The organism is Rhizobium sp. 10N427, from assembly GCF_056394605.1.
This window is the reverse complement of record NZ_JBFTID010000023.1, coordinates 1-20,960: the sequence shown is the minus strand read 5'-3', so window position 1 is coordinate 20,960 and position 20,960 is coordinate 1. Positions and strand designations below refer to the sequence as shown.

Sequence of the window (20,960 nt, the reverse complement as noted above, 5' to 3'; positions counted from 1 at the left end):
TCGCGCTAGAGCACCCAGCCGCCATCTATCGTCAAGCTGGAACCGGTCATGTAGGAGGAGCCAGGGCCGGCGAGATAGGCTACGAGCTCCGCGATTTCGGACGGATGAGCAACGCGCTTCATGGGGCTACGCTCGGACAGGTACTCCAAAGCGCCAGCATTCATGTCAGTGTCGGTCGGGCCGGGCTGCACGTTGTTCACGGTGATGCGTCGCGGTGCGAGATCAAGCGCCAATCCTTTGACCATTGCCGCGACAGCCGCCTTTGTGAACTGGTACACGCTTGTTCCCTGCATACCGGTCCGCTCGGCGGTATTGGAGCCGATCGTAATAATCCGGCCACCATCCTTCATTCTCGCCGCCGCGGCCTGGATGGCGAGAAACACCCCGCGGATATTGACATCGATCATGAGATCAAGCTCCTCAAGCGAAACTTTGTGGACCGTGTTAGTGCGAAGAATGCCAGCGTTCACAACGACGGCGTCAATAGCGCCCAGCCTTTCCACGGTAGTACGTACCGCTGCTTCAATGGCCTGTGGGTCCGCACTGTCCGCCTGGATCGCGATGGCACGGTGTCCGTCCGCTTCGATCTCCGAAACGAGTTCTGAGGCGGTGTCTGGCCGCGACACATAGGTAAAGGCAACGTCAAAGCCATCCTTGGCAAGTTTGCGGGCCGAAGCAGCACCTATTCCGCGCGCGCCTCCGAAGACGAGAGCGGATCTGGGTTCGTTGACCGTCATAGGTTCTCCATTTTTGATAGATCAGTCCATAATTATCCGGAAAAGTACCCGCTCCGATTACAAAGCGGGTCTTATGGCATCAGTCGGTAGGTTGCGAACCGCGCCATCGCTTTTAACTCCTTTGCCGATGCACCGCCACGCGCGGCAATCTGCAATCCCGTCATTGTCATAACAACGAAGGCGGACGTCTCGGCGGGATCGAGCTTGCGAGCAATCTCCCCGCGCTCTTGGCCTTCGACAATCCTCTGCGCGACATGTCTCATGAGCATTTCGCCCGACGCCTTCCGACGAAGGTTGAGGTCTGGATCCGTTGTTCCAAATTCACCCACTGATCCTACGCCCATGCAGCCCAGCGCCCGTTCCCGATCGTCTTCTGGCGCAAGACCTGCCAAGAGATTTTCTATTCCTTCAATCGGACTGCCGTAGGAAAGCCTGATCAAATGAGCCGACCCTATCCGCTCCAGGTAGGAATCGAACGCTTCAAGGTAAAGTGTCCGCTTATCACCAAACGCGCCATATAGGCTCTGCCTGCCAATGCCCATCGCTTCACGTAGATCGTCGGTGGACGTTGAAGCGAACCCCTTCGCCCAAAACACCTGCATTGCTTTTTCTAATGCCGCGTCGCGGTCAAATTCTCTAGGTCTCGCCATGGCGTGATAATTAGCTATTATGGACTACCCTGTCAATAACACTACTGCAGGATCGCCGCTTGTCTTCAGTCTCCAGCAATGCCATCCGACCAGGATTGCAAACGGCTGGCCTGTCAGCGCGCACAAGTAGCGCCCGCTTGCCATGAGGCGAACCCGCCCGAATCCATTTCGCTGGAAGGGGAATTCGCGAAAGCCGACGTCGGACCGGCAGTGAATGCCAATCGCGCTCAACATGGACGTTAAAGCTTCGAACCGCACAACCGTAACCTGATATAGACCATTAGCGCTGGCTGGTGTGCGGGGCAGCCCTATTGGTCATGGAACTTGCCGCTTATCCGGTCGTTTTCCGACACGTACCGTCAAAACCCTTCCAAAAAAGATGCCTTTGAACTGCGGCTCGCACGCTTGCAGGGACAGGCACGCAAGAGGAATGATCATGTCAGACATCACTGACCAGTCCCGCAAAACCGTCCCCGCACCCAAAGATCAGCATTTGCGCGATATGGCCGATTGCATCCGCTTTCTGTCGATGGATGCGGTTCAGGCGGCCAAGAGCGGTCACCCCGGCATGCCGATGGGCATGGCGGATATCGCAACGGTGCTGTTTTCCGATTTCTTGAAGTTTGACGCCGCCGATCCGCATTGGTTCGACCGGGATCGCTTTCTCATCTCCAACGGCCATGGGTCGATGCTGCTTTACAGTCTGCTCTACCTGACAGGCTATGAAGATATGAAGATCGAGGAGATCAGGCGCTTCCGTCAGATCGATAGTCGGACCGCTGGCCACCCGGAGTATCATCATGCGACCGGTATCGAGACCACGACCGGACCGCTTGGCCAAGGGCTAGCCAATTCGGTTGGACTGGCGCTTGGCGAGCGGCTCCTGAACGCTACTTTCGGCGACGATCTTGTTGACCACAACACTTATGTTTTTGTGGGTGATGGCTGCCTGATGGAAGGGATCAGCCATGAGGCGATATCGCTGGCCGGTCATCTGAAGCTCGGTAAGCTCATCGCTTTCTGGGACGACAACTCCATATCGATCGATGGTGCGACAAGCCTTGCCGAATCCGAAAACCAGCCAGCACGCTTTCGGGCAGCCAACTGGCATGTCCAGGAGATCGACGGTCATGATACCGATGCCATTCGCGCCGCGATCATTGAGGCACAGAAAGTGAAAGACCGCCCGTCGCTGATTGCCTGCAAGACCGTCATCGGGTTCGGGTTTCCCACCAAGGCAGGCACCCAGAAGGCCCATAGCGACGCACCCGGTGAAGAGGAGATCGCCGGCGCCCGCGACATTCTCGGCTGGAAAGCGCCGCCTTTCCAGATCCCTAACGGTTTGCTCGCCGCCTGGCGCAAGATCGGTGCGAAGGGTCGCACGGAGCGGGCGGCCTGGGCAAAGCGGGTTGAGGAAAGTGCAAACCGCGATTTTGAGCGGCGGATGAAGGGCGAACTATCGCAGAATTGGCGCTCGGCCATCTCCGCCGCCAAGGATGAGCTCGTCGCATCCGAGAAAGATCTGGCAACCCGCCAGGCAAGCGGGATTGTGTTGAACCACCTGTTCGATGCGATTCCTGAACTGCTTGGCGGTTCGGCGGATCTTACCCCATCCAACAACACCAGGGCAAAAAACCAGGCGGAAATCACGCCCGGCAATTTCGATGGTTCATATATTCATTACGGCGTACGCGAGCACGGCATGGCGGCCGCAATGAATGGTTTGGCGCTCCATGGCGGTCTCATCCCGTATGGCGGGACGTTTCTGACATTTTCCGACTATTGCCGTCCTTCGATCCGCTTGGCTGCGATGATGGAAATCCGTTCGATCTTCGTCATGACCCACGATTCTATCGGGCTTGGCGAGGACGGGCCGACCCATCAGCCGATCGAGCATCTCAGCGCACTCAGGGCGATCCCGCGGCTTGCCGTCTATCGACCAGGAGATCCGATCGAAACGGCAGAATGCTGGGAGGCAATCCTCGATACGCCGCGCGAAGCGGCGCTGATCGCACTCTCGCGCCAGCCTATGCCCCTCCTGCGGCGGGACCCGTCCTCACAAAACCATGCGGTGAAGGGCGGTTACGTCCTGCTTGAGGCGGAAGGTGGACAGCGGCAGCTGACAATTTTCGCAACAGGGTCCGAGCTTCATTTGGCGGTCGAGGCAAGGGAAGTCCTGCAAAAAGACGGGATAAGGACAGCTGTCGTTTCGATGCCCTGCCGTCTCGTGTTCGAGCGACAAGATCCGAGTTATCAGCATCAAGTCCTTGGCGTGACGCGAGCGCGTGTCGCGGTCGAAGCGGCTGTCCGCGATTCCTGGGACCGCTATCTTGGCCTTGATGGCGAATTTGTCGGCATGCATGAGTTCGGCGCATCGGGCAAAATCGGCGACGTCTACAAGAAGTTCGATATCACCACAGATGCCGTCATACGCGCAGCCAGGAAAACATTGGCCCGCGTCTGACTGTCCAGGCCACAACGCCGAGGTTGAATGGCAGGCAAGACCTACTGGGACCTGCCTGCCGCCGGCCAATCGTCCGAGGGCTCGTCGATCTGACGATCGGACCTGTCGTCCACAGGATCACGAAGCTGGGTGGATTCCTTTTCGATCATGTAGATCACCGCGGATCGCTCGGCGCCCTTGGCGACGAGCTCCTCGACCAGAGCAAGAAGCTTTGGCTTGACCTCTTTTAAAATGTTTTGATTTTGGCTCATTGTTTCCTCCCACGTGCTATCGGCATTTAGCAGATACTTCTCAGCATCTTAGCCAAAGCTCTTTCCGGCATTCGCATCCTCCGCCAGGACCAGGCTCGCTGGCGGTGCACCGCTGTCGTCCCCTTGGATGATTGCCGAGACATAGACCAGCGCATTCTTCATGCCGTTCATCGTGTAAGGCTTTTCGATTGCTCCAAGGGCACCGGCAAAGTCTGGTGGGATTCGCTTGATGTTGCCGCTGACGAAGACGTAGGGGATGCCGGCCGCCGCCAGCTCGCGCCCAACATCAATTCCGGTTGGCCCATCCATCAGGTGAATGTCGACGAAAGCGAAATCTGGCTTCGCCTTGCCGATCTGGTCTCGGGCCTGGGCGCTGCTCATGGCGAGCCCCGTGACCTGGTGACCCGCCATCTCCACTTCGCTTTCGAGCTCCATGGCGAGCAACATCTCATCTTCCACGATCATGACTTTCAATGCGCACTCTCCTGATGGTCGCCGACAAGCAGCACCACATCGACGACCGTTTTGCGGCCGTCCTGTTTCCGTTGGATCTCAGCGCCCAGCTGCAAGGCTGATGCTTCCAGCAACAGTTTTCCGAGCTGAGCGCTCTCACGATCCGGCTCGACCGGTTCCGACGTGTCTTCGACGCGGATCAGGAAATGACCGTTTAGGCGCCGGACGACAACATGAATATCTCCGCCACCGTCGCTCAAACCACGGCGAACGGCGTCCCCGACCAGCTCGTTGACGATCAGGGACAGCGGCGTCGCCTTCACAGCCGGCACGAGGAGCGGGGAGAGATCCAGAGATAGACGAATGTCCTTTCGACCGGTTGCATCGACCAGATCGGTCACCAGCTCACGGGTGAACTCCGACATGTCGAATTTCGAGACGTCGTCGAGCGTGAATAGCTTGCGTTGGACCGTGCTGAGAGCCTCGATGCGGTTAAGGACCGACATAAGCGTTTTCCTCTGCCGATCGTCCGTCGCTATACGCGCCTGCATCTTGACGATCGAGGCCATGGTCAAGAGGTTGTTCTTCACCCGGTGGTCGACCTCGTGAACGAGCAGGGTACGGGCCTCCAAGGCTGCGCGAAGATTGGCCGTGTGTTTTGCAACCTCCGCCTCGGCCTCGTGACGAGCCGCCGCCAAGTCCGCCTCGCGGCTCTTGACCGTTGTGAAATCCAGCTGGGAGGCGAAGAAATAGATGATTGTCCCAGCCTCATCCCGCACAGGGCTGATGAAGACGGCGTTCCAGAACGTGCTGCCATCCTTTCGATAGTTCAGAATGTCGACAGCCACATCCCGACCCGCCACGATGCTGTCGCGGATTTTTGCGACTGTCTCCCGGTCCGTTTCCGACCCTTGCAGAAAGCGACAATTCCGGCCGATGATTTCGTCGTCGCTGTAACCGGTCAGCTTCCTGAATGCATCGTTGCAGAAGATGATCGGATTATCAGGCTGGCTGGGATCCGTGACGATCATTGGCATGCGCGTAGCCTTGAACGCCGCCGCAAACGGGTCTTCGCTGACGTGCCCGGCGACCAGGCGGTCTCCGGCGCTGCGCGCATCCCGCCGATTTTGATCCTTTTCCTGCATTGTGATCCTGATTGTGTTAACCGACAACAGAAGTCGCGGCGGATGAATTCGTTCCTGCCAGTCATTTTATAGGGTGCGGTAGCAACACCGCCCCGATCTCACACACGACACCGGCAGCGTCATAAATGATTGCCGACGTTCCGTTGAGCTCCGCCGCCAGCAAGCGCTCGACCAGGCGGGATCCAAAGCCCTTCTTGTTCGGTTGAGCGACCGTCGGCCCGCCCTTTTCCTGCCAGCGGTGGCTGAGAGCCGAGGTTTCGGGGTCATAGCTCCAGATGATCGACACCCGTCCGGTTGGAGTAGATAGGGCTCCATATTTGGCGGCATTCGTTCCGAGCTCGTGCAAGGCGAGCGACAATGTCGCAACTGCCTTTTGAGGCAGGAGAACGGATGGACCGGAAACGGTGAATCGCTTCGGCGGGTAAGGCGCAGTGGCCTGCTCGACCACCGCGACGAGGTCCGCGCTCTGCCAGTCACCTTCGGCAAGCAGATCATGAGCGTGGGCCATTGCCGAGAGGCGCGCTTCGAACGCAGCGATCGCAGCTTGTATGTCAGTCGCCTGCGCGACGGTCTGACGCGCAATGGCAATCACCGTTGCTAAAACATTCTTCACGCGGTGATGCAACTCACCGATCAGAACCGCCTGAAGCCGGGCGGCTTCTATTTTTGCGGAGATATCATGGGCAATTTTCGAGGCACCAATGATCTTGCCAGCCGGGCCATAGACCGGTGAGACACTGAGCAAAATGTCAACCAGATGGCCGTCCTTGCGGCGACGCTGTGTTTCGTAGGCCTCTATCACGAAACCGGCTTTGATCTGCTGGAGCAAGCCCGGCTCTTCGTCACGCCTGTCTTTTGGTACAAGCACCAGGACAGACTGACCCACAATCTCCTCAGCAGTGTAGCCGTAAAGCTGCTCGGCACCACGGTTCCAGGCCGTAATCGTCATGTCCAAGTCGATCGCAAGGATCGCGTCGTTAGAGGATGCAATGATAGAGGCCAGGCGCCGCTCGGCTTCCTGAGCCTGCTTGCGTTCCGTGATATCAACCGAGACAACGGCAACCTGATGGATCTTCCCCTCGTCATCCCGCAAAGCGGAAACCGTATTGTTCACCCAGACGAGGCTACCGTCCTTACGAACATAGCGCTTCTCCATGTCGAAGCTTTGGCCGGTCTCGGCAAGCCGGTTGAACAAACGGGTTTGCTCGGGCATGTCAGCGGCAAAGGTGATGTCGGCGGTGTCCTTCCCGACGAGTTCCTCCTCTTCATATCCGACGATCTCACAGAACCGGCGGTTGACGTGCAGGATCTTGCCTTCCAGGCTGCCCTGACCAATACCGGCTGTAGATTGGGAGACAACCGCCCGGAGCCGTTCCTCGCTTGCCTGCAACGCCTGGTCAGCGCGGACGCGATCAGTTGTTTCGTTGACGATGCAGAAGACCCCGCAAACTGTGCCGTGTTCATCGCGAATGGCCGAATAGGAGATGTCGAAATAGACCGTTTCCGGGTAGCCGTGCCGCTCGATGTAGAAGGGACGATCCTTTGCAGCCACCGTTTCTCCGGTCTCCAAGACCCGGCGCAAAAGTGGCTCAAGATCATCCCAAAGTTCGGCCCAGTTCTCTCGTGCGGGCCGGCCAAACGCCTTGGGGTGCCGTTGGCCAATCGTCGGAGCGTAGGGTTCGTTGTAAAGCGCGACAAGGCCGGGTCCCCAGAACATCACGATCTGAGCCATCGCTGGCAGCATGATGTCGACGGTGGATTTGAGGCAGACAGACCATTTTGACGGCGGCCCCAGGATGGAATCGTCCCAGTTTCCGCTCTCGATAAGGCGAGAGATCTCGTCGGTCCCTTCGAAAATCTTCCCCGCTTCGCTCCTCATTGGTATCCGCTCTACATTCCCATTGCGCCACCGCACCTTGTTTCCGATCTTCCAGCTGGCAGATTTATGGCGCAACCAATTCCCTGCAAGGCCTTTCCTCAATGAAATCAGCGTGAGATGCCAGCTTAGGCGTAAGGTTTCTCGTCCGTTTACCAACTCTGATTGGTCTTGACCCCGCACGCCCCATTTCCCATATGGGCGCCGCAAAGAAGGGGGAAGGCTATGCGCGCGTTTCTGGAAACAGCATTCGGACCAATGGAGCTCGAGACAATTGATGAGGCTTTCCAAAATTGGCTGGACGCGCACCAAGTCCTAAAAGGCAGCCCGGAAGCCGAGCTCGCCGCAGCGATCATAATCACCCTTTATCGGGAGGGCCACGATACCCAGTCGGCTCTGGAGATGGCCATGTCTAAGCATCGCGGGCTGAGTGATCTTGCCGGTTAGCGCCAATGCTCTTGTGCAACTTTAGGTTTGAGAACATTGAACGTTTCAAACGGCTTGGTGACGGCGCGTCTTTCGTCATCGCTGTTTCAGGTCCATTGTTCAGCAAGACAACAGAAGCCTGCATTTTGCGAACAAAATTCAACTGCTTGCCGCATTTGGGCAAGGCGAAGCTCAACTACAGTTCTATCGATCGATGGGGGCAGCTTGGCAAGATCATCGGCAATTATGTCGATCTCTTGCAGGAAGAATAATGGGTCAAAGCGCCGCCGCGTTTGACTGCTCAAGTCAGCGACATTGCGTGAAGCGTTCAGTGGTGAAGCATAGTCCACTTACATGATCTCGCAGATGTAGCATGGTTTATTAAACGCGAAGGGTCCGGCTGCGAGCGCAGCCACAGGAACTGTGAAAGGCATAATCATTCCTTCTTCATTGAGATGAAAAACGGCTCTAATTGCTCCAGGTTCCGAGGTCGGACTTCAGTCCGACATTGCTCAGACCTTAGTCTGACATAGCGTCGAACACGACGCCGAGGGCTAGCCCCCATCGGTGTTGTACCCGTTATTGTCACTTAGAGCGAATGGGCGGACGCACTTCGATTCCAGCACATATTGGACCAAGGTCCGGGGTATCCTTCCAGGAACCTTCCGGGCTAATCCAATGCAGTACTTAGAAGAGGTTAAATCGTGTTGGATCCGTCGCTAATCGAGCCAGAACAGCACTACTGGGCAATTAAGACAACCCCTGATGCCATTGTCGAAGTCGTTTACGTCTCCACAGTATTCGGCAAGGAGCGGGAATATTGGACCGTCGCTCGTTTCGGCAACGAAGCACATTCAATGCTTGAAGAATTCGACTTTCTAGAGATGGTCTCGCGACCAACAGCGAGTGGATAATTCGTCCTGGACCCAAAAAGTCACTCGCCAAGCGGTTGCCGGAACACCAGACCTGCTGGCGAATATCGCGTTCCTCGCGCTTTTGACCTCATCGAGTAGGATGGACCGCAATAGCCTGCGGAATTTGGTCCCGCACTCCCACAAAAGTGGGCGCACTTGGCGGAATGTGCGCCTTGAGCCAAAAGGAATAAAATTCACGATGGTCAGGCGTGACGTCAAAATCGAGTGTTTTATTCGAACGCCGATTAATACGAGGCCGTAACGAGGACATCCCGCGACGGTGCTTCACACTGCCTGCGTGGTCCTTCGAAAGGCTGATAGCTGTTGTCTTGCGCACGGTAGGACTGGTAGTGTTCGACACACCAACCTGATGCGGTTTCATTTCCTCCTGCACGACCAGCACCGGCCATTGCATTTTGTGTGGCAACCTCTTCGCGGCTGCTGCCAGCCTGCTCTGCAAAGGGTGAGGTGCAACTGCGCATCTCGCCGCTGAAGGCGCGGTAGTTATTGGTGGAGGGATTGTAGGAGCGGTAGCGATGCGAGCACCAAGCGAGGTGCTCTGCCGGAATGGCCGGTTCTGCCGCAGAATCCGCGACAGGTTCTGGATCCTGCGTGCGCGCGGCCACGATGACCTTCGGCGCACCGGTCACGTAACTCGAATAAGCTGGCGCGATTCGCTGATAATTCTGTTTACCCGGATCGACGCGAACCAGACCTGTCGTCCAAAGGTCGGGCGCGGAAAGATCGGCGAGCTGACGCGTTTCCGATTTCGCCATGACGATGGAGGCCAGAGATGCCGGCACGACACAGACGGCGACGGACGTCACGATACCGAATGTCAGTGATGCGACCGCGTTCATTTGCCAGGCTCCCGCTGCTCGATTGGAACGAATACCCTGCCCTGCTTTTCGTCACCGCGATCGACATTTGAAAGCAGAACGAGGATGCAGCCGGCCATTGCCATTAGTATTGCGACGATCGGAAGAACGACGCTTGCCGATTTCGTTTCCCCGTAGTTCATCTGTCTCTCCATAAGAAAAAAACGGTGGAGCGAACGCCACCAGCTTAGGTTACGGTACCGGCTTCAGGCTGCGCCACTTGGGCGCCACTGGCGTGCGGCTGTTGCTGCGCAGAACCACCGGACTGATCGGTCTGGGCTGCACCCTTCTTTTTGATGATCGCGGCATCCTTGGCAGTGGCGGACATGAGGCCCATAGACGAAACACCGATCGACAGCGCCGCCACCAGCATGGCAAGGGACTTCTTTTTCATGACCATCTCTCTGGGTTCAGGCCGCACGCGGCCATACCTCACAAGTGCGGCTGGATTTCGTTTCGTATTGACCAAGAAAGGACGCGGCATCAGCCGCGTCCGGGATCAGGTCAGTTGATGACCTGGATCACCTTGCGGGACGTCGGCTCTACGATGACGCGCTCATCATTCACGACCGCATAGGCATATTTCGGATTTTCGGGGACCGGCGTTACAACGACGGTCTCGGGAAGCGGCTGGCCGACAACCACCCTTTCCTTAACGACGACTGTAGCTGAAGGTGCCGGTGCTTCCCGCACATAGGTTACGACCTTCTGCGGCGGCGGATCGATAACCGTTCCAACGACGGCACCGGCCACACCACCGACTGCAGCGCCGACAGGTCCGCCGACGATCGCGCCGGTTACGGCTCCGCCTGCAGCGCCATTGACGGTGGACGACTGAGCGAGTGCGACGCCCGACATGAGGGTCGCGGCCGTAGCCACGCCTACCATAACCTTAGAGAGCATTTTTATTTCTCCTTGTCGCTGAGCGGCCCTTATGACCGCGGCCCCACAATCCGCCAAAGGTATCGCTTGTTCCCGATATCGGACCTCAGTCCGGGGCAACACGGACCATAGTCGGGGGTCGGGAACCGCGACCATTTTGCCTCGTTGCTACAGCGATGAAGGAGTGCAATTATGAGCATCATCCATAGACCCTCCGCCGGCCCGGTCGCGATCAATGCGTCAGTCGTCGCCTTTGTTGCATTCCTGTGCGGCGCACTCTACTTCTTCGGCGCGGCCATGTCGGGCGATACGCAGATCACCAGGAGTGTTGTCGGCGCGGACATCATCGATACACGCGATGTTCCGAACTAAAGGCACCCGAGATGTCACGCAGCTATCTGGAATTCTTCTAGGGTAGTACCATGTCTGTCGGACACGCAGTCGACAGGTCGCAGATGCATTGGCTCAGCCGTTGGAATGCCCGCTCGTTAGCCTCCCAGTTTTTCATAACCGGGGGCGTTGTGTCGATCATGGCGATGCTGCTGATTGGCATTCTGCTGACACGGCTGATCGAGGATGCGGTGATCCACAATTCCGGGGCAGCGACCGCGCTTTATGTCGATAGCGTCGTTGCTCCACTTCTTCCAGACATGCAAACAGAAACGCTTCTCGACGAAGGAAGCGCCCAGGCACTAAACGAGACGCTGTCGCAAGGCGCGCTCGGAAAGCGCCTCGTCTCGTTCAAGCTCTGGAGCAGCGACGGCACTATCCTCTATTCCAACGAACCGGAGCTGATCGGCCACAAATTCCCGGTCAGCGACAAGCTTCGCCAGGCATTTTCAGGTTTGCTCGTCGCCCGATACGAGGTCGCGAGCGATCCGGAGAGCGAAAAGGAGCGGCAGCTCGGCAAGCCGCTGATGGAAATCTACAATCCGGTGCTGCAGCCATGGTCCGGTCAGCCCGTCGCAGTCGTCGAGTTCTATGAAACGGCTCAGGGACTTGCGGACAGCATCGCTCGCGCAAGACGATGGAGCTGGGCATCGGTCGCTGGGCTGACGGCAATCTTCTTTTTAACGCTTTCGGCGCTCGTTTTCCGTGGTAGCCGGCTGATTGAGGCACAGCGGACCGATCTCCGGAACAAGGTAAAGGAGCTCTCCGCGTTGCTCTCCGAGAAGCTCGCGCTACAGCGTCGCTTGCAGCGATCTTCCTTGCGGGCGGCAACCCTCAACGAAACCTACCTCCGAAGCGTCGGCGCCGACCTTCATGATGGACCCGCTCAGCATATAGCCTATGCCTCCTTGCGGCTCGACAGCGAAATGCTGGTCGACGCCACAACAGACCCTGCTATGCGAGAAAAGGAACTGGCCTGGATCCGTTCGAGCCTCGCCGAGGCCATGAGGGAGATCCGCACGATCTGTCGCGGTCTCGTCCTGCCGGAGATCGAAGGTGTCTCGTTCGAAGAAATCATCGAGCGGGTTGTCTCTGCCCACGAAACAAGAACAGCCAGCGCGGTTGCGCGCAACGTCGAGGATGATCATTCAGACTTATCGGCCGCCGTGAAGATCTGTGTCTATCGCTTCGTACAAGAAGCCCTCAACAATGCCTATCGTCACGGCGGCGGCATCGAACAATCGGTAACCGCACAAGCGCGTGGCAGCGAGGTCCGGATCGAAGTCCGCGATCAAGGGGATGGCTTCGATCCGAATGAGGTGCGGCCGACAAGTCTCGGGCTTGCGGGACTTCGCGAACGCGTCGACAGTCTGGGGGGCGATTTCGATATCAAGACGGGCAGCGCAGGCACTGTCGTGTCGATGACGCTTCGGTTGATGGAATTGGAGGCGGTAAGATGACGGCTATCACAATCGGGATCGTGGACGATCACCCGCTGTTCCGCGAGGGCGTCAGCCGTAGCCTTTCGGAGGTCGCTGATTTTGTGGTGATCGGCGAAGGCGCGAGCAGCGATGACGCGATCAGGCTGGCGGCCTCGGATCGCCCCTGCGTGCTCCTACTCGACGTTTCGATGCCCGGTGGTGGCCTGCAGACAATCAGTTCGGTTTTGTCACGAAGTCCGGAAACGCGGGTGCTGATGCTAACAGCATCCGAGGAAGTCGAGACGCTTTCTGCAGCCTTGCAGCGCGGCGCGGCCGGATATGTACTGAAGGGAATTGGATCGCGCGGACTTGCCGAAGCGATCCGGGTGGTGATGCGCGGGTCGAAGTTCGTCTCACCCGTAATGTCTGCCAAAGTGATAGAGCGCTCCCTTGGAGCGCATTCCTCGCCCAAGGCCTCGCTGACGCCGCGTGAGCGCGAAGTAATGGGACTCGTCGCTGAAGGTCTTTCCAACAAGCATATTGGATTGCGGCTCGATCTGCAGGAAAAAACCGTTAAGCATCACATGACGCAAATCCTGCTGAAGCTCGGTGTCACAAATCGAACAGAGGCCGCCATTAAATGGCGGGATCTAGCCTAGTGAAGAAAACGCGAGAGGCGCGTAACATCTGCCTGCGTCGCGATCCTGTTGCTGATCGTCCGACCCTTCGGATCTTTCATGACATAACGGTTCGACACAATGGTCTCGATAATTCCGTTTCGGTGTCGAATCCGGATTGAGCCATCCGCGCTGCGTGTTGCCTGCACACCATTAGCCGCACTGGTCATCCCCCCGTCAGCGGGCTCAGCTGAAGTTGCCGGACCGCCATTACCCTTGCCATTCCCGCTATTGCCATTGCCATTCCCGCTGCCCGCGCTGGAATTTCCATTTCCGCCGCTGTTCCCACCGCCCTTGCCGTTACCGCCGCCATTTCCATTGTTGCCGCTCTTTGCGAAGGCATCGAGCGTGAGTAAGGACGCGCCTTCAAGCGGAAAAAAAGCGCTGGCCAATCCCGCACCAGCAACGATTTTCAACATGTTTCGTCTCGAGCAACTCATAATTTGAGCCTCCTTCTCAGGATACTACGCAGGACAGGACTTATGAGATTTCTGCCTCCTCCGAAAAAATCCAAGCCGGCTAGACAATTTCGGCGCCAAACACGGACCAGGATTGCGACGGACATCGAAAGGTCTCGACGCCGTTGACCCATCTTCGGTTTCCTCAAGCGCTAATGTTAGCCCCGGCTGACGCGTAACGAAACCGGTCATGACACACTATGATCGCCGAGACACATGCACGCTCTCTTCATTCAATTGATTGCGTAAGGCTCTTGATCACGCATTGAGCAACGCGCCATTGGAATTGATGGCCTCCGATCTTGGATCTCGCCCCAAGTGAGAAAAGAAGATCGCACGCGACGTATGACGACGACGCTGCTGTTCCCGGGTCGACCGGCAGATGATCCAGGATCGACACTAATAGGGCACCACCAACAACCGCCACTGTTTTAAGCGCCGAACTTATACCGAGCGTTTCGTACGAGACCTCGCAGCCAACCGCAACGCCTCAGCAATACCCTCGGCACCGTCCTTCTTATCGACGATATGAATATCAGGGAGCCCATCGACCAGCTCCGGGTTGCCAGTGAGAAACACGACTGCAACGTCGAACCCTGTCGCAAGGGAACGGGCAATTTTCGGGCCTGATAGACCATCCGCAAGTCGGACATCAACGATTGCCAAATCCGCTTCACGGGCCAGCTCCATAGCCTCGGTCGCTCTTGTCGCGATACCGACGACTTCAAATCCTTCAGCCAGAGCAATGTCTTCGATGACAAGAGCCACATCCGGCTCATCCTCGACAATAAGTACGCGCATACGAGACTCCAGACTGTGACCAGACTTTGGATCCTAACACCAGCAAGCAGCGTCGCACCACGGCACAAGGTCTTATGACTGAAGGATTTTCATTGCTATGCAACGAATATTGATGCCTCATTCCCTGCAAGGCTTGCCAGCATTTCGGCACCGTGCTGTGGTCTACCGAATAGATATCCCTGTCCCGTCTCGCACTGTAGTTTGCGAAGGAGTACGTGTTCGGCAGGACCCTCGACCCCCTCTGCGACGATCTCAAGATTCAGGCCATGGGCAAGCAAGACGATCGCTTTTACGATCTCGAAAACGTTCTGATCCTCGGTCATCCTTCGAACGAAGGATTGATCAATTTTGAGTTTGTTGAGCGGCAGGTCGGCCAGGTAGCTCATCGAGGAATAGCCAGTGCCGAAATCGTCTAGCGCAAGTGATACGCCGGTCGCGCTAACGGCAGCCATCGTCGATATCGACCGGCCACCATCGCTTAGGAATACAGATTCCGTAAGCTCGACGCAGAGTCGGGACGGGGGCAACCCGCTTGCAAAAAGCGCTCGACGTACGTCCGCCTCGACATCCGCTCTTTCGAACTGAATCGGCGACACATTGACCGACACGATCCCTTCCGGCCACAGCATGGCCTCCGCGCAGGCCTCCATCATAACCCATCGTCCGATATCGCAGATCATTCCCGAAGATTCTGCAATGGGAATAAATTCCGTTGGTGCGATGAGCCCAAGCTCCGAATGGCGCCAGCGCAGCAGCGCTTCTGCACCCACGAAGCGGCCAGTCACGAGATCGACCTGCGGCTGGTAAAGAAGAAAAAACTGTCCGTCTCGCAGCGCATTGCTCATGTCGGCTTCGAGACGTCTGGAGCGCACCTGCTGCAGTGCCACCGCCGGATCGTACATCGACCATCGCTCCGACGTTTTTTTCGCACCGTCGAGCGCGGACTCGGCAGCCCGTAATGAACTCTCGGCACTTTCCAGACCAACCCTTGCGACACCGACGCGAACAGCCACCGACGCTGATATCTCGTCGAATACAACAGGCGATTCGAAGGCGGCGAGGAGCAAGCCCGCATGAAGAGCCGGGTTGGCATCTTCCCCGGCACTGAGGACAGCGAACAGGTCACCATCTATGCGCGCAAGCAATTCACAGGGAAAAGTGGCGGAGAGCCGTGTAGCGACAGCCTTTAGAAAGGTGTCGCCGACATCGCGACCCAGTGTCGCGCAGATGTCCGAGAAGCGCTCAATGTTCAGGACGGCCACTACGCCGTTGCGCCCTTCGAAACGTGCAAGGAATTCACGCCGGTTCAGAAGCCCCGTAAGTTCATCGCGCTCTGCCATCCGCTTGAGCTTTGCCTCGTACGCCCTGCGAGACGTAACGTCGCGGATAATCATGCAGCCACCGAATGAGCCTCTACCTAGCCTCCCCTGTTCCTCGACTGGTGAAAGGGTGATGGCCACTTCGTAGGTTATCGAATTGCAGTCATCTTTATGCCTGACGAACTCGATGACGGTGCTGTGGATCCTGCCTGGCTCGCAATTGTATAGAGCTGTAAGACCACGAACTGCGGCAGCAACGGAATGCTCTGAACTTGCCAGCAGATGTGCTCCGGCGCCCACGCGCAGAATCGATTTGGCAGATTCACTGATTTCAGCGATGACCATGTCGCTGGTGAAGGCAACAATCCCATCCGAGCTGTCGGCGATAATCCGCCGCATCAGGCGGCGGGTATTGCGTGCTTCAATATTAGCAAGGGCGGCCAGCATCTGGCCGAGATCGATCCGCTCGGTCAGCGCCAGACCGCCTGCCAGAATAAGCTGCAGCCACGGCACTACCGTCCCGGTGATGATTGCAAAATCCTTCTGGAGAATGAAAGCAGCGACTTCGCCGGCCATTCCCGCGGCAACGGCGAGAAGGCAAAGATTCGCCAGGCCTACCGAACGCGATAACAAGATGGCGACGATGAGCGCGGCCGCAAGGAGTAGCTCCAGCGGCGTCTGATTAAACGCTGTCAGAAGACGGTCTTGGATCAGTGTCTCCGCTGCAAGCACATGAATGAGCGGACCAGCCAGTGCTGCATTCACCGGTACCGGGAAGATATCTTTAAGCTCGGTCGCAGACGCACCGACCACGACCGAACGCCCTGAAAGTTGGCCGGCCGCAACCTTCCCGGAAATTACATCCGCCATAGAATAGGTCGGCACGCTGGTGGGTTTGATGGAAAAATCAATCAGCCGTCGTCCTGAAGTCTCAGCGCTTCTGGCAAGGGCGGAAGCGGCAGACGGCGTTGCTGCGCCATTGAATTCGCTGCCGAAGTCGAACTTGCGCACAACGCCATCGGCATCCGTGGTGACGTTGGCAAAGACTGGCCAGGCATTGGATAGCAGACTGGGAATCGGCTTGGTGACGCTGGTGTTAATCGATGCCGCAGCGATTTGCTGGCGAAAGACCGGCAGCAAGACCCCGCTGCCGGCTTGTTCGAGGGCAGATGAGAGCGCGCCATCTTCGGCCGCGTTTGATGGCGTTGAGAAATCGATATCCAAAAAGATATCTGCTGCATCCGCCGCGATAAGCTTTGCTAGAAGCTTTGCATAGATGCCGCGTGGCCAAGGCCAGACGCCGACCTCGTCAAGCGTTTTCTTGTCGATGGCAATGAAGACGATTTTTCCCGAGGCTTCTCGTGGCGCCCACTCGAAGCGTTGGGCAATCAGGCCGTCATTAAGAGCGGTGATTGCGTTGAGCGCAGGCGCGACGACCGGAAGCGCGAGCATCGCGGCTATGAGCCCCCCACGCAAGGCGATCGGCCCGGCAATTGCGGAGCACATTCTCCGCAGGGAAGAGCCAAAGCTCGTCACTTGTTGTTGCCCTTGCCGCTATTGCCCTTGCCGCCGCCATTGCCACCCCCGTTACCGTTGTTGCCTTTGCCGTTGCCCCCAGCGTTTCCGCTGTTTCCGCCACCGTTTCCGCTGTTCCCATTGCCGTTATTGCCGCTGCTTCCGGCACCGGAACTGCCTCCATTCCCGTTGCTTCCAGAGTTGCCGTTGCTGCTGCCGTTGCCACCCCCGTTACCGTTGTTGCCGTTGCCGCTCTTTCCACTGTCGTTGCTTCCGGAGCTGCCCTTGCCGGACTTCCCGTTGCTTTGCGCGGCGTTCTTCGCGTTTGCATCATTGCTCGCCTTGGACGACTTGCCCTTGTCATCTGTCGTGACTTCAGCCTGACCTGCGAGCGCTGTCGTCCCCACGGCAGGCACAACTGCAACAGACGGCGCAACCGGGCTAATTGTGGGCCGCGAGTTCGCGCCAGATACCTTCATTCCCGACTTCCGGTCGACGGTGGCACGCTGACGGGGGCCGACATTGGCCAGCTGGCCGCTCGCGAATGAGGTTACCTGTACCAGGCCACGATCAACGGACACTGAAGCGTTTGTCTTGCCGACGCTGACATGGAAAATTGTGCCCTTCACAACAGCAGCCAGATAAGGTGTCTGCACGGTTGTATGAGGCTGGCTGCGCTTTTCGATCTCAAGATCGAGTTCGCCGATCTGCTGGAGGATGTTGGTCTTGCGCGCGCTGAACAGTCCGCCCGACTTCGTTGTTATTGCAGCCAGGGTGCTTGGCTGGAAGCCGATACTTTCAACACCGCGCACAAGCTGTACCCTTCCGCGAGGGCCCGTCGAGATCCAGGCGCTGTTTGGAACGACGTCGCCTGTCTGCAAGTCCTTCCACATTGACTGGTCGGTCGTATAGCGTACCTGGCTGCTCGCCTTGGCAACATGCCAATCATCGTCACCAGAGGCATAGGCGGTCAAAGGAAGAAGAAGTGTGACGAGAGCGAAAAGATGAAGAAGAACGCGCATTGATGCCCCATTTGGTTTGGGGTCATTAATGCATTTCTCACTTAAGAATGGTTTTAAAAAACCGGCTAAATTCTCGCGACGGTCAATTATCGAGGAATTCGTCAATGCCATGTTGGCATGCTCTTGCCAATTCAGTCCAACATCGGGTTACGCCGATCGAGTGGACAGCTCTCCCAATACAACGACGTTGTCCAATTGAGGCTTTGGCCTGGCGACTAGGTTTTCAATGCTGCGGACACCCCGGACCAAGATCTGATCCCGGAACTCACGATGGATGAAGCGATCATCCTGGATTGTGGGTCGTCCACGGCAGTATCGGACGCTTCCCGGACGCTGCCGCGTTGTGGGGCCAGCGCATTCAGTTCTTTCATGAACTTGCCAGGTCGGCCAGATCGACGTGGATGTTGCCCCGTTATGATCAACATAGGATATTCCCGAATCAGCGCTTCAACCGCCTGTTCGCGGCGGCCTGAGCTTTGACTGGTCACGTTGTAATCAGGCGACGTCCAGCACGATTTTACCCTGGATGCTCCCTTCGGAAGCCCGACGATGAGCGGCCGACGCCTGGGCCAGCGGATAGGTACTGTCGATCACTACCCGAACGGAGCCATTATCGAGCAGACGGCCAGCCTCCGCCAGTTGCGCTCCGTTCGAACGCACCTGCGTCGTCGAGACGGTGATCTTTCGTCGGGCAGCTTCATGATGGCCTGAAAAGCCCAGCGGGTTTACAAGAAACAGGGCGCCATGCTGCCTGATGCAGGGGAGAAATCGTTCCATGCCCGCGCCACCGACGGCATCGAGCACCAGATCAACATCCTTCGCCACGGTTTCGGCAGCCGCCTTCGTGTAGTCGAGGATAATATCGGCACCGAGATCATTGAGAAGCGCCTCATGCTTGCTGGAAGCAACGGCAATCACCTTTGCGCCTTGCCATTTCGCGATCTGGACTGCGAGATGGCCAACCCCGCCGCCCGCGCCGTTCACCAGCACCGTCTTGCCGTCGAGCGGTTCCGGCGCATGCGCGAAGATCTGGAACGGGTTCGGCTCATCATGTCCCAGATCGACCAAGAATTGCCAGGCGGTCAGAAGCGACATCGGCGCGCCGGCCGCTTGGATATGATCGACCCCCGAAGGTTTCAGTGCCAAATCCGATGTGGGAACGCGAACGTATTCTGCATAGGCGTTGCTTCCCGTCATCAAGTCATGCGGGAACCGGACCATCGCATAGACCTCGTCGCCGACCTTGAACTGCGTCACGTTTTCACCGACAGCCGAGATCTCGCCGGAAACGTCGGTGCCAAGGATCAGCGGAAAGCGTGGACTGGGGTGCCACTCTGGCGGCAGAACCCGATAGCCGTCGCGCAGATAGAGATCCGGCGGGTTGAGGCTCGCGGCATGGACGCGAACGAGCACGTCGTCCGCCGAGATTTCCGGTCGGGGTGCATCCTCATAGCGAAGGACATCTGGTCCTCCGAATTCGTGCAAACGCACGGCTTTCATCATGTCAGTCATCGCTACCTCTTTGGATGTCGTTTCCATGACTGAAGATATGACTAGTTGGCTGCATTGATAATGGTGAGATTATTCGCTTTAATAGTGCCATGAAGGAACAAATAGGAATTGATCGGCTGACAGGGCTGATCGCGTTCGCCCGCGCCGGATCGCTCGGAAGCTACACCGCTGCCGCACGTTCCTTGTCCATCTCACCATCGGCGGTCAGTAAAAGCATTCAGCGGCTGGAGAAGCAGCTTGGCGTCTCGCTCTTTGCGCGCACGACGCGTTCCCTGACGCTGACGGCAGAAGGGCACGATCTGCATGAGCGTGCGCTAAGGCTGCTGCACGACGCCGAAGACATCGAACAGGCGGCAAAAGCAGTGCGCACCGAGCCCGCCGGCACATTGCGGATTGCTGCCTCACTGCCGATCGGTCTGCATATCATCGCGCCCCTGCTTCCTCGTTTTCGCAGTCTCTATCCCAAGGTGAACATCGATCTGCGTTTGAGCGATCACATAGTGGATCTCATCGAAGGCGGCTTCGATCTGGCGGTGCGCATCGGCGATCTGTCAGACTCGCGCCTGCTCTCGCGCCGCCTCCTACCGCATCGTTTGTGCTGCTATGCCTCACCCGAATATGTGGCGCGGCGCAGCCCGCCGACCCATCCGGACCAATTGGAAGAGCACCAGACGGTCAACCTGCGCTACCAGAGCAGCGGCCAGCTGTTCCGCTGGCCTTTCCGCGTCGGGGACAGGGAGGTGGAGATTGTGCCTTCCTGCGCCATCATCGTGGACGCAAGTGAAGCCGTGATTGCCGCGATTGCGGCGGGTGCCGGCATAGGAATGGCAACCAGTTTTATGGCCAGCGCCTGGGTGAGCCGTGGGGCGCTTGTTCCGGTTCTGGCCAACTATGCAGTGAACCGGCACGATATCACGGCGCTGTGGCCAGAAAGCCGAAGGTCGAACCCGGCCGTGCGCGCTTTCGTCGATACCTTAGTGGAGTTGTCGTGACACTGGCAGTGAATGCCCGCTACTGGCGGATACTGTTGAAAAACTATTGGTGGTGAGCATCTCATCTATCCCCTTAGAAATTAGCGTCCGTGACACGAACGCCCGCCGAGATATCGTAATGCCTTTCTAGGAGGCTAAATGTGTGTAACTCGGTTGTGGATGGCGAAACAATTTATA

At 57.5% G+C, this 20,960-nt stretch carries 22 protein-coding genes; 7 read left to right on the top strand and 15 right to left on the bottom strand.

The genetic code is table 11. The features are described 5' to 3' along the window. Positions 1-5: 5 nt before the first annotated feature. The gene (locus tag AC1DIJ_RS29000; protein WP_112390648.1) at positions 6-737 is read right to left on the bottom strand and encodes an SDR family NAD(P)-dependent oxidoreductase; all 732 of its coding nucleotides are present in this window, start codon (positions 735-737) and stop codon (positions 6-8) included. 71 nt (positions 738-808) lie between these two features. Continuing rightward, on the bottom strand, positions 809-1,339 hold the full coding sequence (locus tag AC1DIJ_RS28995; RefSeq protein ID WP_310300704.1) for a TetR/AcrR family transcriptional regulator: 531 nt from the start codon (positions 1,337-1,339) through the stop codon (positions 809-811). A gap of 484 nt (positions 1,340-1,823) precedes the next feature. On the opposite strand from AC1DIJ_RS28995, the gene tkt reads away from it, so the two are divergent. After that, positions 1,824-3,851 carry a transketolase gene (tkt, locus tag AC1DIJ_RS28990; RefSeq protein ID WP_112390669.1) on the top strand — a complete coding sequence of 676 codons (2,028 nt, stop codon included), beginning with the start codon at positions 1,824-1,826 and terminating at the stop codon, positions 3,849-3,851. Positions 3,852-3,892: 41 nt separating this feature from the next. Here tkt and AC1DIJ_RS28985 read toward each other — a convergent pair whose 3' ends face one another. From AC1DIJ_RS28985 to AC1DIJ_RS28970, 4 genes are all read right to left on the bottom strand, one after another. Continuing rightward, positions 3,893-4,102, bottom strand: coding sequence for a hypothetical protein (locus AC1DIJ_RS28985; protein WP_112390650.1), 210 nt, complete (start codon positions 4,100-4,102; stop codon positions 3,893-3,895). Between the two features lie 48 nt (positions 4,103-4,150). Then, on the bottom strand, positions 4,151-4,576 hold the full coding sequence (locus AC1DIJ_RS28980) for a response regulator (protein ID WP_112390651.1): 426 nt from the start codon (positions 4,574-4,576) through the stop codon (positions 4,151-4,153). After that, on the bottom strand, positions 4,573-5,700 hold the full coding sequence (locus AC1DIJ_RS28975) for a PAS domain-containing protein (RefSeq protein WP_112390652.1): 1,128 nt from the start codon (positions 5,698-5,700) through the stop codon (positions 4,573-4,575). The genes AC1DIJ_RS28980 and AC1DIJ_RS28975 overlap by 4 nt, the downstream gene beginning before the upstream one ends. Positions 5,701-5,761: 61 nt before the next feature. Further along, entirely contained in the window at positions 5,762-7,579 is a 1,818-nt protein-coding gene (locus AC1DIJ_RS28970; protein WP_112390653.1) for a PAS domain S-box protein, read from the bottom strand. 222 nt (positions 7,580-7,801) lie between these two features. Here AC1DIJ_RS28970 and AC1DIJ_RS28965 point away from each other — a divergent pair, with 222 nt between their 5' ends. Further along, positions 7,802-8,023 (top strand): hypothetical protein, encoded by a 222-nt coding sequence (locus tag AC1DIJ_RS28965; protein WP_112539142.1) that lies wholly within the window; start codon positions 7,802-7,804, stop codon positions 8,021-8,023. A 5-nt stretch (positions 8,024-8,028) separates the two neighbouring features. Then, complete coding sequence (locus tag AC1DIJ_RS28960) at positions 8,029-8,274, top strand: hypothetical protein (protein ID WP_148194377.1); 246 nt, start codon at positions 8,029-8,031, stop codon at positions 8,272-8,274. A gap of 887 nt (positions 8,275-9,161) precedes the next feature. Here the strand turns inward: AC1DIJ_RS28960 and AC1DIJ_RS28955 are convergent. The 4 genes from AC1DIJ_RS28955 to AC1DIJ_RS28940 form a co-directional block, all read right to left on the bottom strand. Then, a complete protein-coding gene (locus AC1DIJ_RS28955) occupies positions 9,162-9,776 on the bottom strand; it encodes a BA14K family protein (protein ID WP_112390655.1) in 615 nt (204 codons plus the stop codon). Beyond that, a complete protein-coding gene (locus tag AC1DIJ_RS28950; protein WP_162698779.1) occupies positions 9,773-9,937 on the bottom strand; it encodes a hypothetical protein in 165 nt (54 codons plus the stop codon). Before AC1DIJ_RS28950 ends, AC1DIJ_RS28955 begins: the two co-directional genes overlap by 4 nt. Before the next feature lie 44 nt (positions 9,938-9,981). Then, complete coding sequence (locus AC1DIJ_RS28945; protein ID WP_148194376.1) at positions 9,982-10,188, bottom strand: hypothetical protein; 207 nt, start codon at positions 10,186-10,188, stop codon at positions 9,982-9,984. 110 nt (positions 10,189-10,298) lie between these two features. After that, positions 10,299-10,697 (bottom strand): DUF1236 domain-containing protein, encoded by a 399-nt coding sequence (locus AC1DIJ_RS28940; protein WP_112390657.1) that lies wholly within the window; start codon positions 10,695-10,697, stop codon positions 10,299-10,301. Positions 10,698-10,868: 171 nt separating this feature from the next. On the opposite strand from AC1DIJ_RS28940, the gene AC1DIJ_RS28935 reads away from it, so the two are divergent. The 3 genes from AC1DIJ_RS28935 (at position 10,869) to AC1DIJ_RS28925 (ending at position 13,146) form a co-directional block, all read left to right on the top strand. Beyond that, complete coding sequence (locus AC1DIJ_RS28935) at positions 10,869-11,048, top strand: hypothetical protein (RefSeq protein ID WP_112390658.1); 180 nt, start codon at positions 10,869-10,871, stop codon at positions 11,046-11,048. A gap of 83 nt (positions 11,049-11,131) precedes the next feature. Beyond that, positions 11,132-12,526, top strand: coding sequence for a sensor histidine kinase (locus AC1DIJ_RS28930; protein ID WP_112390670.1), 1,395 nt, complete (start codon positions 11,132-11,134; stop codon positions 12,524-12,526). After that, entirely contained in the window at positions 12,523-13,146 is a 624-nt protein-coding gene (locus tag AC1DIJ_RS28925) for a response regulator (protein ID WP_112390659.1), read from the top strand. The genes AC1DIJ_RS28930 and AC1DIJ_RS28925 overlap by 4 nt, the downstream gene beginning before the upstream one ends. Here AC1DIJ_RS28925 and AC1DIJ_RS28920 read toward each other — a convergent pair. The 5 genes from AC1DIJ_RS28920 to AC1DIJ_RS28900 form a co-directional block, all read right to left on the bottom strand. Beyond that, the gene (locus AC1DIJ_RS28920; RefSeq protein WP_442208328.1) at positions 13,143-13,583 is read right to left on the bottom strand and encodes a hypothetical protein; all 441 of its coding nucleotides are present in this window, start codon (positions 13,581-13,583) and stop codon (positions 13,143-13,145) included. The genes AC1DIJ_RS28925 and AC1DIJ_RS28920 overlap by 4 nt on opposite strands. A 483-nt stretch (positions 13,584-14,066) precedes the next feature. After that, positions 14,067-14,423: a response regulator gene (locus AC1DIJ_RS28915; protein WP_112390661.1), complete on the bottom strand. Its 357-nt coding sequence runs from the start codon at positions 14,421-14,423 to the stop codon at positions 14,067-14,069. A gap of 95 nt (positions 14,424-14,518) precedes the next feature. Continuing rightward, positions 14,519-17,194, bottom strand: coding sequence for an EAL domain-containing protein (locus AC1DIJ_RS28910; RefSeq protein WP_442208329.1), 2,676 nt, complete (start codon positions 17,192-17,194; stop codon positions 14,519-14,521). Between the two features lie 80 nt (positions 17,195-17,274). After that, entirely contained in the window at positions 17,275-18,390 is a 1,116-nt protein-coding gene (locus AC1DIJ_RS28905) for a FecR family protein (protein ID WP_162698778.1), read from the bottom strand. Between the two features lie 384 nt (positions 18,391-18,774). After that, complete coding sequence (locus tag AC1DIJ_RS28900) at positions 18,775-19,791, bottom strand: NADP-dependent oxidoreductase (RefSeq protein WP_112390663.1); 1,017 nt, start codon at positions 19,789-19,791, stop codon at positions 18,775-18,777. A gap of 89 nt (positions 19,792-19,880) precedes the next feature. Between AC1DIJ_RS28900 and AC1DIJ_RS28895 the strand changes: the two genes are divergently transcribed. Further along, positions 19,881-20,783, top strand: coding sequence for a LysR family transcriptional regulator (locus AC1DIJ_RS28895; RefSeq protein ID WP_112390664.1), 903 nt, complete (start codon positions 19,881-19,883; stop codon positions 20,781-20,783). The last annotated feature ends 177 nt before the right edge of the window (positions 20,784-20,960 follow it).

Coding starts and splice junctions, on each gene's coding strand:
- AC1DIJ_RS29000 (WP_112390648.1), bottom strand. CDS start 737: ATGACGGTCAACGAACCCAGATCCGCTCTCGTCTTCGGAGGCGCGCGC.
- AC1DIJ_RS28995 (WP_310300704.1), bottom strand. CDS start 1,339: ATGCAGGTGTTTTGGGCGAAGGGGTTCGCTTCAACGTCCACCGACGAT.
- tkt (WP_112390669.1), top strand. CDS start 1,824: ATGTCAGACATCACTGACCAGTCCCGCAAAACCGTCCCCGCACCCAAA.
- AC1DIJ_RS28985 (WP_112390650.1), bottom strand. CDS start 4,102: ATGAGCCAAAATCAAAACATTTTAAAAGAGGTCAAGCCAAAGCTTCTT.
- AC1DIJ_RS28975 (WP_112390652.1), bottom strand. CDS start 5,700: ATGCAGGAAAAGGATCAAAATCGGCGGGATGCGCGCAGCGCCGGAGAC.
- AC1DIJ_RS28970 (WP_112390653.1), bottom strand. CDS start 7,579: ATGAGGAGCGAAGCGGGGAAGATTTTCGAAGGGACCGACGAGATCTCT.
- AC1DIJ_RS28965 (WP_112539142.1), top strand. CDS start 7,802: ATGCGCGCGTTTCTGGAAACAGCATTCGGACCAATGGAGCTCGAGACA.
- AC1DIJ_RS28960 (WP_148194377.1), top strand. CDS start 8,029: ATGCTCTTGTGCAACTTTAGGTTTGAGAACATTGAACGTTTCAAACGG.
- AC1DIJ_RS28955 (WP_112390655.1), bottom strand. CDS start 9,776: ATGAACGCGGTCGCATCACTGACATTCGGTATCGTGACGTCCGTCGCC.
- AC1DIJ_RS28950 (WP_162698779.1), bottom strand. CDS start 9,937: ATGAACTACGGGGAAACGAAATCGGCAAGCGTCGTTCTTCCGATCGTC.
- AC1DIJ_RS28945 (WP_148194376.1), bottom strand. CDS start 10,188: ATGAAAAAGAAGTCCCTTGCCATGCTGGTGGCGGCGCTGTCGATCGGT.
- AC1DIJ_RS28940 (WP_112390657.1), bottom strand. CDS start 10,697: ATGCTCTCTAAGGTTATGGTAGGCGTGGCTACGGCCGCGACCCTCATG.
- AC1DIJ_RS28935 (WP_112390658.1), top strand. CDS start 10,869: ATGAGCATCATCCATAGACCCTCCGCCGGCCCGGTCGCGATCAATGCG.
- AC1DIJ_RS28930 (WP_112390670.1), top strand. CDS start 11,132: ATGCATTGGCTCAGCCGTTGGAATGCCCGCTCGTTAGCCTCCCAGTTT.
- AC1DIJ_RS28925 (WP_112390659.1), top strand. CDS start 12,523: ATGACGGCTATCACAATCGGGATCGTGGACGATCACCCGCTGTTCCGC.
- AC1DIJ_RS28920 (WP_442208328.1), bottom strand. CDS start 13,583: ATGTTGAAAATCGTTGCTGGTGCGGGATTGGCCAGCGCTTTTTTTCCG.
- AC1DIJ_RS28915 (WP_112390661.1), bottom strand. CDS start 14,423: ATGCGCGTACTTATTGTCGAGGATGAGCCGGATGTGGCTCTTGTCATC.
- AC1DIJ_RS28910 (WP_442208329.1), bottom strand. CDS start 17,194: ATGCTCGCGCTTCCGGTCGTCGCGCCTGCGCTCAACGCAATCACCGCT.
- AC1DIJ_RS28905 (WP_162698778.1), bottom strand. CDS start 18,390: ATGGCATTGACGAATTCCTCGATAATTGACCGTCGCGAGAATTTAGCC.
- AC1DIJ_RS28900 (WP_112390663.1), bottom strand. CDS start 19,791: ATGACTGACATGATGAAAGCCGTGCGTTTGCACGAATTCGGAGGACCA.
- AC1DIJ_RS28895 (WP_112390664.1), top strand. CDS start 19,881: ATGAAGGAACAAATAGGAATTGATCGGCTGACAGGGCTGATCGCGTTC.